Genomic DNA, 10,000 nt, shown 5'->3' on the forward strand with positions numbered 1-10,000 from the left:
TTGGATAACATCGATAGCCTCTGGAACCAGGCGCTCGGAAAAATCGAAAAAAAAATCAGTAAACCAAGCTTTGAGACTTGGCTTAAATCAACCAAGGCTTATTTACTGCAAGGTGATACATTAACAGTCACCGCTCCCAATGAATTTGCCAGGGATTGGCTTGAAGAACGCTATTCCCATCTTATTTCCGATGTATTGTTTGAACTTACCGGTGAGGAATTGGAAGCAAAATTCATCATTCCCCCCAATCAAGAAGATGATGATTTTACCGTTCCTGTTCAGCCTAAAAAGATAAAAAAGCAGGATAAAGAGCATGCTGCATTTCCACAGCATATGCTTAATGCGAAAAATACATTCGATACGTTTGTCATCGGCTCCGGCAATCGTTTTGCCCATGCCGCGTCTCTCGCTGTCGCAGAAGCACCGGCCAAAGCCTATAATCCCTTATTCATATACGGGGGCGTCGGCCTTGGAAAAACTCATTTAATGCATGCAATCGGGCATTATGTTCTAGAGCATAATCCGAATGCGAAGGTCGTTTATTTATCGTCTGAAAAGTTCACGAATGAATTCATCAACTCGATCCGGGACAATAAAGCTGGGGAATTCCGTGATAGGTATCGAAGCGTGGATGTTTTATTAATTGATGATATTCAATTTCTTGCGGGAAAAGAACAAACTCAAGAAGAGTTTTTCCATACATTCAATGCGTTGCATGAAGAAAGCAAACAAATCGTCATCTCGAGTGACCGCCCGCCAAAAGAGATACCTACACTAGAGGATCGCCTCCGTTCAAGGTTTGAGTGGGGTTTGATCACGGATATCACGCCACCTGATCTAGAAACGCGGATTGCCATATTGCGTAAAAAGGCAAAGGCTGAGGGTCTTGATATCCCGAACGAAGTCATGCTCTATATCGCCAACCAAATCGATTCCAATATTCGTGAGCTTGAGGGTGCACTTATTCGTGTCGTCGCTTATTCTTCATTGATTAATAAAGATATAAATGCTGATTTGGCAGCTGAAGCATTAAAAGACATCATCCCTAGCTCAAAACCTAAAATAATCACCATCTTGGAAATCCAGAAGACGGTCGGTGAACATTATAGTGTCAAACTTGAGGATTTCAAGGCGAAAAAACGGACTAAATCCGTAGCATTTCCAAGACAGATCGCCATGTATCTTTCCAGGGAGTTGACGGACTCATCCCTGCCCAAGATAGGTGATGAATTTGGAGGTCGCGATCATACGACCGTTATCCATGCGCATGAAAAAATCTCCAAACTCATGCAAACGGACACCCAGCTACAACGTCAGGTTAAAGAAATTCAGGACCAGCTGAGGGTATAATGGATTCTGGATAATGTGAATAACTGACGACTACTTACACACAGTCTGTCCACATGTGGATAGACTGTTTTTCCTTAGGTTGAGTGGACTTATCCACATATCAACAGGCCCTACTACTATTACTACTATCTTTTTTAATAAAAATTATTAATAAATATGCCTATTCGGCAATAAAAAATTGGAGGATGAAACATGAGATTTATAATCCAAAGAGATCGATTAGTTCATAGTGTCCAAGAAGTAATGAAAGCAGTCACATCAAGGACGACGATTCCGATACTAACGGGGATAAAAATAAGCGTTACTAGTGAAGGTGTTACTCTAACAGGAAGTGATTCTGATATCTCCATCCAATCATTCATTCCGGCTGAGGTTGACGGAGATGAGATTGTTGAAGTTAAAAGCAGCGGCGGTATTGTCCTGAATGCCCGTTTTTTCAGTGAAATTGTCAAAAAGCTGCCGATGGATACTGTAGAAATTGAAGTGGAGAATAACTTTCAAACGATTATTCGCTCTGGTAAAGCTGAATTTAATCTAAATGGACTGGATCCTGAGGAATATCCACATCTTCCGATCATTGAAGAAGAAAATATTTTCAAACTTCCAACGGACCTTTTAAAGACCCTTATCAGACAAACTGGCTTTGCAGTGTCCACGTCAGAAACACGCCCTATCTTAACAGGTGTAAACTTGAAGGTTCAAGATGACGAATTGACCTGTATTGCAACAGATAGCCATAGGCTGGCAATGAGGACAGCCAAAATAGAAAACAAAATTAACGGGACCTATAGCGTTGTCATCCCAGGTAAAAGTCTGAATGAGTTAAGTAAAATCCTTGATGATACAAACGAACTTATTGAAATCGTCATTACCGAAAACCAAGTACTTTTCAAAGCTGAAAATTTATTATTCTTCTCAAGACTGCTTGAAGGGAATTATCCTGATACATCACGCTTGATTCCATCAGATAGCAAAACCGATGTGACTGTTCACACCAAGGATTTTCTACAAGCGATCGACAGGGCTTCTTTATTGGCGAGAGAAGGAAGAAATAATGTCGTCAAATTGACAACCCTGGAAGGCCGTATAATCGAAGTCTCTTCCAATACTCCTGAAATTGGTAAAGTAATTGAAGAGGTACAGGCAGAAGCCATTGAAGGTGAAGACCTGAAAATCTCATTCAGTGCCAAATTTGTAATGGATGCTCTAAAAGCATTGGAAGGTTCCGATATAAAAATTAATTTCACGGGTGCAATGCGACCGTTTGTCATTCGTCCGCTACATGATGATTCCATGCTGCAATTAATTCTCCCGGTAAGAACTTACTAAGCTAAAATAATATTTCAAAAAAATTAAAGGCTTGTATAGCAGGTCTTTAATTTTTTTATATTTAAACATAGGTTTCCAAAAGGTTTTTGGCGTTTTTTAAATGCTGTACGGAACGCTGAATCGCTAAAAACAAGAACTGAAAAAGCTATACTTTGTCTTAATGGGATTAATTTAGTAAAATGAAATATTAAAGACTACTTAGAAATGAGTGAAGCATGAAATGGACTCCATAAAAATCAATACTGAATATATTACGCTTGGACAATTCCTGAAATTGGCCGATTTAATCCAAAGCGGCGGAATGGCCAAATGGTTCTTGAGTGAATACGAGGTTTACATTAATGGCGAATTAGACGTGAGAAGAGGAAGAAAATTAAGATCAGGTGATAAAATAGAAATTCCTGGATTTGGCACCTACACAATTACAAGCTAAAACATAAGGGAAGAGCGGAATATGTATATTGAAAATATAAGTTTGAAAAATTACCGCAACTATACCGAATTGAATCTGACTTTTGAGAATAAAGTCAATGTAATCCTCGGCGAAAATGCTCAAGGAAAAACAAACGTCATGGAATCTATTTTTGTTTTAGCAATGGCAAAATCTCATCGCACCTCAAATGATAAAGAACTTATTCGCTGGGATGAAGAGTATGCTAAAATAGAAGGAAGAGTTAGAAAGAGAAATACCTCAATACCACTTGAGCTGACCATTTCAAAAAAAGGGAAAAAGGCGAAGTGCAACCATATTGAACAAAGAAAGTTGAGTCAATATGTCGGAAATATGAATGTGGTCATGTTTGCGCCTGAGGACCTTAACCTTGTAAAGGGAAGTCCTCTAGTCAGACGCCGTTTTATAGATATGGAAATTGGCCAGGTTTCTCCCGTATACCTTCATGATATGAGCCAATATCATAAAATACTTCAACAAAGAAATCATTACTTAAAGCTTCTGCAGACCCGGAAACAAACGGATACGACGATGCTTGACGTGCTGACCGATCAATTTATTCAGTACGCAGCGAAAATTGTCGAAAGAAGATACGAGTTTCTTTTAAAGCTCCAGCAATGGGCAGAGCCGATTCATTCGGGGATCTCCAGAAATCTAGAAGTATTGAAAATCCAATATAAACCGTCGCTTGATGTATCAGAATCTATGGATTTGACGAAAATGATAGAAGTATACACAGAAAAATTTGATAAAATAAAAACAAGGGAAATTGAACGGGGTGTAACACTGGTAGGTCCTCATCGTGACGACCTGGTTTTTTTTGTGAATGACCGTGATGTCCAGACATACGGTTCACAAGGACAACAGCGTACGACAGCCCTGTCTTTGAAACTTGCCGAAATTGAGCTGATCCATGAAGAAATCGGCGAGTATCCCATTTTATTATTGGATGATGTGTTATCGGAACTTGACGATTTCCGTCAATCCCATTTACTGAATACAATACAAGGGAAAGTGCAAACATTCGTGACGACACCCTCCGTTGATGGAATCGATCATCAAACCCTAAGAGAAGCGTCCACCTTTTATGTTAGTCAAGGAAGTATAAAAAAGGTTAAATGATGAGGTGAATGTATGTATCTCCATATTGGTGAAGACATTCTTGTGAAAACGGACGATGTCATAGCCATTTTAGATAAGAAGCTGCTTCAGGCCTCTCCGATCATGAGTGAATTTTTGGAGAAAAAGTCTGATGTAACTTACCATTTAGCAAAAAACTCGGTTAAATCGATTGTAGTGACGGAAAAACAGGTATATTATTCACCGCTTGCGTCGTCCACTTTGAAAAAGCGTTCACTGCAGCCATCGCTCTTAATCGATGATATAGATATTCTTTGAATTGTAGCTAAACGTTATAATTACTCCTTAAAATTGATAATGCCAAAAGAAAAGTGTAGGTGATACGTATGACAATGGAACAAAAAGAAGTACAAGCTCAGGCATACGATGAGAATCAGATACAGGTTTTAGAAGGCTTAGAAGCAGTTCGTAAACGTCCGGGGATGTATATCGGCACTACCTCTGCAAAAGGACTTCACCATCTTGTTTGGGAAATTGTCGATAATAGTATTGATGAGGCACTAGCTGGTTTCTGTACGGAAATCAAAGTGACGATCGAAGAAGACAATAGCATAACAGTAGTCGATAATGGTCGGGGAATCCCAGTGGGGATCCATGAAAAAATGGGACGCCCAGCTGTAGAAGTAATCATGACGGTCCTTCATGCGGGCGGTAAATTTGGCGGCGGAGGTTATAAGGTCTCCGGCGGTCTGCATGGTGTGGGGGCATCAGTAGTTAATGCCTTATCCACGGTATTGGAAGTTTACGTTCACCGTGAAGGTAAAATCCATTATCAGCAATTTAACCGCGGTATCCCAAAAGAAGATTTGAAAATCATCGGGGAAACCGATCATACCGGAACGACTGTACACTTCATTCCTGATGGTGAAATCTTCACGGATACCTTGGAATATGATTTCGATACATTAGCCACACGAATCCGTGAGCTTGCATTCCTGAATAAAGGCTTGAAGCTGATCATTGAAGATAAACGTGAAGAAGAAGAGAAAATCAGGGATTACCACTATGAGGGCGGTATCAAATCTTATGTTGAGCATTTGAACCGTTCTAAAGAGGTATTGCATGAGGAACCGATTTTCATGGAAGGCGAGAAAGATGGAATTTCCGTTGAATTGGCTTTGCAATATAATGACAGCTATATCAGTAATGTCTTTTCTTTTGCCAATAATATTCATACCTATGAAGGCGGTACACATGAATCAGGATTCAAGACTGCTTTGACCCGTGTCATCAATGATTATGCACGGAAAAATGGTCTTTTAAAAGAAGCGGATGCCAATTTCTCAGGTGAAGATGTCCGGGAAGGTTTAACGGCAATCATTTCGATTAAGCATCCTGACCCGCAATTTGAAGGTCAGACGAAAACCAAACTCGGAAACTCTGAGGTAAGAACGGTTACTGATTCCATTCTTTCGGAACGACTTGATGCCTTCTTATATGAAAACCCTGCCGTGGCCCGAAAAATTGTAGATAAAGGGCAAATGGCAGCGAGAGCCCGCCTGGCAGCGAAGAAAGCACGTGAATTGACTCGGAGGAAAAGTGCTTTGGAAGTATCCAATCTACCAGGTAAATTGGCAGATTGTTCTTCTAAGGACCCGAGTATCAGCGAATTATACATCGTTGAAGGAAACTCGGCGGGAGGTTCGGCAAAACAAGGGCGGGACCGTCATTTCCAAGCTATCTTGCCGCTAAGGGGCAAAATCCTTAATGTTGAAAAAGCGCGATTGGACAGAATCCTGCATAATGAAGAAATAGGTACGATCATCACAGCGCTTGGAACAGGCATTGGTGATGAATTCAATACCGAAAAAGCTAGATATCATAAAATTGTTATCATGACTGATGCGGATGTGGATGGTGCCCATATCAGAACGCTGATGTTGACATTCTTCTACCGGTATATGCGAAAAATCATCGAGTATGGATATATATATATTGCTCAGCCGCCACTTTTCAAGATTCAGCAAGGGAAAAAAGTGGATTATGCTTATAATGACCGCCAGCTTGAAGAAATCATGGCCAGTTTGCCAAGTACTCCCAAGCCTAACCTGCAGCGTTATAAAGGGCTGGGGGAAATGAATCCGGAGCAATTGTGGGAAACGACCATGAACCCTGAAACGAGAACGCTGCTTCAAGTCAGTTTGAAAGATGCTGCCGAGGCAGATGAAACTTTCGAGATGTTGATGGGCGACAAGGTCGAACCGCGACGTAACTTCATTGAAGAAAATGCAATTTATGTAAAAAATCTTGATATCTGATTTTTTGACAGGATGCTTTTACATCCTGTTCTTTACATAGTGCACGAACAGTTAAATTTAAATGAGAGTATAAGCTTTTAATAGGAGGTTGGCTCCATGTCAGAAAATGAAAGATCAGGTGTAAAAGAAATAAATATAAGTACCGAGATGCGGACATCGTTTTTGGATTATGCGATGAGTGTTATCGTGTCGAGGGCTTTGCCTGATGTAAGGGACGGTTTGAAACCGGTACACCGAAGAATTCTTTATGCAATGAACGATCTTGGAATGACTTCGGATAAACCATTTAAGAAATCAGCCCGTATTGTCGGGGAAGTCATCGGTAAGTATCACCCGCATGGTGATTCGGCTGTATATGAAACGATGGTACGGATGGCGCAACCTTTTAACTATCGCTATATGCTTGTAGATGGTCATGGGAATTTCGGTTCGGTCGATGGTGACCAAGCTGCCGCAATGAGGTACACCGAAGCGAGAATGTCGAAAATCTCGATGGAGTTACTCCGGGATTTAAATAAAGATACAGTTAACTTCCAGGATAACTATGATGGTTCAGAAAGAGAACCAGCCGTCATGCCTGCCCGTTTCCCGAACTTGTTGGTGAATGGTTCATCAGGAATAGCGGTAGGAATGGCAACCAATATTCCGCCCCATCAATTAGGTGAGGTAATTGACGGCGTATTGGCTTTAAGCAAGAATCCTGAAATTACAATTCCAGAGTTGATGGAATATATACCTGGTCCGGACTTTCCTACAGCCGGTTTGATTTTAGGGAGAAGCGGAATCAGAAAGGCCTATGAAACCGGAAAAGGGTCAATCATTCAACGGGCGAAAGTCGAGATTGAAGAGAAACCGAATGGTAAACAGGTAATCCTTGTTAAGGAAATCCCTTATCAAGTGAATAAAGCAAGACTGATTGAAAAAATTGCAGAACTTGCTCGAGATAAGAAAATCGAAGGCATTACCGACTTACGGGATGAATCGGATCGCAATGGGATGCGTATCGTCATGGAGCTTAGAAAGGATGTTAACGCGAATGTCCTTTTAAACAACCTGTATAAGCATACTGCGATGCAGACCACCTTCGGAATCAATCTGCTTGCTTTGGTGGACGGTCAGCCAAAAGTGCTGAATTTAAAACAATGCCTGCACTACTACTTGGAGCATCAGCAGGTAGTCATACGGCGCAGGACTGAGTTTGAATTACGGAAAGCGGAGGCCCGTGCCCATATTTTAGAAGGTTTGCGCATTGCACTTGATAATTTGGACGCAGTCATTACGTTGATTCGAAGTTCCCAAACGACAGACATTGCCCGTGAAGGTTTAATGACACAATTCTCACTTTCCGAAAAACAGGCGCAAGCTATCCTGGATATGCGTTTACAGCGCTTGACAGGTCTGGAACGTGAAAAAATCGAAGATGAATATCAGGCATTAATGGCTATTATTGCAGAATATAAAGCGATTCTTGCTGATGAGGAAAAGGTTCTTGAAATTATTCGTGAAGAGCTTCTTGAAATTAAAGAACGTTTTGATGATAAACGGAGAACTGAAATCACATTAGCCGGCTTTGAAAGCCTGGAAGATGAAGATTTAATCCCAGAGGAAAATATAATCGTGACACTTACGCATAACGGTTATATTAAACGCTTGCCTGCAACCACGTACCGCAGTCAAAAACGCGGGGGTCGCGGAATACAGGGTATGGGCACGAATACAGATGACTTTGTCGGTCACTTGTTAACCACTTCGACTCATGACACTCTATTATTCTTCACCAACAAAGGTAAAGTCTATCGTTCCAAAGGATATGAAATACCTGAATATGGCAGGACGGCAAAAGGATTGCCGCTTATCAACTTGTTGGAAGTCGATAAAGGCGAGTGGGTCAATGCAATCATACCGGTGAAGGAATTTGCTGACGATTGGTATTTATTCTTCACGACCAGACATGGAATATCGAAGCGTACACCTTTGTCATCTTTTGCAAATATCCGTAATAATGGTTTAATTGCCCTAGGTTTACGTGAAGATGATGAATTGATTTCTGTCCGTCTTACGAATGGAGAGAAACAGATCATAATTGGAACGAAAGCCGGGATGATGATCCGTTTCCCTGAGACGGATGTACGGACAATGGGACGTACTGCAGCGGGAGTGAAAGGAATTTCCTTAGGGACGAATGATGAAGTTGTCGGAATGGAAATTCTTGAAGATGATGAAGAAGTCCTGATCGTTACGAAAAACGGTTATGGAAAACGGACCTCTGCGGAAGAATACCGTATTCAAAGCCGTGGAGGAAAAGGAATAAAAACATGTAATGTCACTGAGAAAAATGGTGAACTTATAGCCGTGAAAACAGTTACGGGTGTAGATGAAGATTTAATGCTGATTACAGCAGCTGGTGTATTGATCCGAATGGAAGTCGAAGGCATTTCTAAAACGGGCCGTAATACACAGGGTGTTAAGCTCATCCGACTCGAATCCGCAGATAATGAATATGTTTCGACGGTTGCCATTGTAGGAAGGGAAGAAGAAGAAGAAAAAGACCTGGATATAGAAACGGTCACGACTCTAGATCCGGATTCTGATCCTGAACCTACTGTAATTGAAGAAAATGAAGAAACTGAAAAAGATACGGAAGAATAATTTTTCCCATAAAAAAAGGGGTTCGGAATTAAAATTCCGAACCCCTTTTGAAATTCCCTTTGAATTTTAGCCTAAAGTTAAAATTTTATTAATTCTATTTTTAAAACAATGAAGACTTTAGGCAAAAGGGTTCTATCAAAAGTTAAAACAAAGTTGATTGGAGCGAGTCAAGGGAGACCCTGCAGGCGCAAACGCCGAGGGCGGACCGCCCGGGGAAAGCGAGTACCTGTAGGCAACGCTCAAATTGTAAAAACCGTAAAAAAACTGTAGACCCAGCAATTAAGCTGGGTCCTTTTTTTGCGCATTAGCTGGATTTCAAAATGAAATCAAGAGTGGTTTTGGTTTGGGTAAAAAGACTTATGGATTTTGGAGAGGATTGCTAATAAATTGATTTTTTTTAGGTATTTAATAATAATAAAGATAGTTCTTACCATGTTTTTCAAGTAAAATGATACTCATTAATACTACCGAGGTGAAACGTTTTGCTAGTGAAAACTCGCTATTTAATCGAAGGCTGCATCCTCTCGAAAGAAATTAGAGGTCTTTCGAACCGCCCCATAATGCATGAAAAAACAATATTGACCACGCGATTGATTGAGGCATTGCAAGCCTTTTTAATAACAGAGGTAAGCGTTGAAAAAACTTTGATTGATGGAAAGAAATTTCTGCCGAAAGAAGTGATAGATCCAGAATTGGATGAGCTGGAAGAGTCATCGGATTTTACGGATTTGTATCTTAAGTCAGTACAAACATATAAACGATTGTTTAAAAATTGGCAGGCGGGCAGTAAAGTTGAGGTGGCGATGATTCGTTTAATCATGAT

Annotated in this window: 8 protein-coding genes (1 of these 8 cut by a window edge); all 8 read left to right on the forward strand. The window is 40.7% G+C overall.

Annotated elements, in window-relative coordinates; genetic code table 11:
* Entirely contained in the window at positions 1 to 1,350 is a 1,350-nt protein-coding gene (gene dnaA, locus OSJ91_RS00005) for a chromosomal replication initiator protein DnaA (RefSeq protein ID WP_057914144.1), read from the forward strand.
* 192 nt (positions 1,351 to 1,542) lie between these two features.
* Positions 1,543 to 2,679 carry a DNA polymerase III subunit beta gene (dnaN, locus tag OSJ91_RS00010; RefSeq protein ID WP_101223982.1) on the forward strand — a complete coding sequence of 379 codons (1,137 nt, stop codon included), beginning with the start codon at positions 1,543 to 1,545 and terminating at the stop codon, positions 2,677 to 2,679.
* Between the two features lie 220 nt (positions 2,680 to 2,899).
* Positions 2,900 to 3,112 carry a S4 domain-containing protein YaaA gene (gene yaaA, locus OSJ91_RS00015; RefSeq protein ID WP_034316192.1) on the forward strand — a complete coding sequence of 71 codons (213 nt, stop codon included), beginning with the start codon at positions 2,900 to 2,902 and terminating at the stop codon, positions 3,110 to 3,112.
* Positions 3,113 to 3,133: 21 nt separating this feature from the next.
* Positions 3,134 to 4,252 carry a DNA replication/repair protein RecF gene (gene recF, locus OSJ91_RS00020; RefSeq protein WP_048687943.1) on the forward strand — a complete coding sequence of 373 codons (1,119 nt, stop codon included), beginning with the start codon at positions 3,134 to 3,136 and terminating at the stop codon, positions 4,250 to 4,252.
* Positions 4,253 to 4,264: 12 nt separating this feature from the next.
* Complete coding sequence (gene remB / locus OSJ91_RS00025; RefSeq protein ID WP_350300821.1) at positions 4,265 to 4,528, forward strand: extracellular matrix regulator RemB; 264 nt, start codon at positions 4,265 to 4,267, stop codon at positions 4,526 to 4,528.
* 74 nt (positions 4,529 to 4,602) lie between these two features.
* The gene (gene gyrB / locus OSJ91_RS00030; protein WP_350302984.1) at positions 4,603 to 6,528 is read left to right on the forward strand and encodes a DNA topoisomerase (ATP-hydrolyzing) subunit B; all 1,926 of its coding nucleotides are present in this window, start codon (positions 4,603 to 4,605) and stop codon (positions 6,526 to 6,528) included.
* 96 nt (positions 6,529 to 6,624) lie between these two features.
* Positions 6,625 to 9,177, forward strand: coding sequence for a DNA gyrase subunit A (gyrA, locus tag OSJ91_RS00035; RefSeq protein WP_350300822.1), 2,553 nt, complete (start codon positions 6,625 to 6,627; stop codon positions 9,175 to 9,177).
* 488 nt (positions 9,178 to 9,665) lie between these two features.
* Positions 9,666 to 10,000, forward strand: the 5' portion of a protein-coding gene (locus OSJ91_RS00040; RefSeq protein ID WP_350302985.1) for an HD-GYP domain-containing protein. It continues 733 nt past the right edge of the window; the window shows 335 of its 1,068 coding nt (coding positions 1-335); it begins with the start codon at positions 9,666 to 9,668; the stop codon falls past the right edge of the window.

It is taken from the genome of Bacillus sp. T-10(2022) (assembly GCF_056502895.1).

What these genes read in the sequence shown, in the direction of transcription:
- dnaN (WP_101223982.1), top strand. Translation starts at nt 1,543, where the DNA reads ATGAGATTTATAATCCAAAGAGATCGATTAGTTCATAGTGTCCAAGAA.
- yaaA (WP_034316192.1), top strand. Translation starts at nt 2,900, where the DNA reads ATGGACTCCATAAAAATCAATACTGAATATATTACGCTTGGACAATTC.
- recF (WP_048687943.1), top strand. Translation starts at nt 3,134, where the DNA reads ATGTATATTGAAAATATAAGTTTGAAAAATTACCGCAACTATACCGAA.
- remB (WP_350300821.1), top strand. Translation starts at nt 4,265, where the DNA reads ATGTATCTCCATATTGGTGAAGACATTCTTGTGAAAACGGACGATGTC.
- gyrB (WP_350302984.1), top strand. Translation starts at nt 4,603, where the DNA reads ATGGAACAAAAAGAAGTACAAGCTCAGGCATACGATGAGAATCAGATA.
- gyrA (WP_350300822.1), top strand. Translation starts at nt 6,625, where the DNA reads ATGTCAGAAAATGAAAGATCAGGTGTAAAAGAAATAAATATAAGTACC.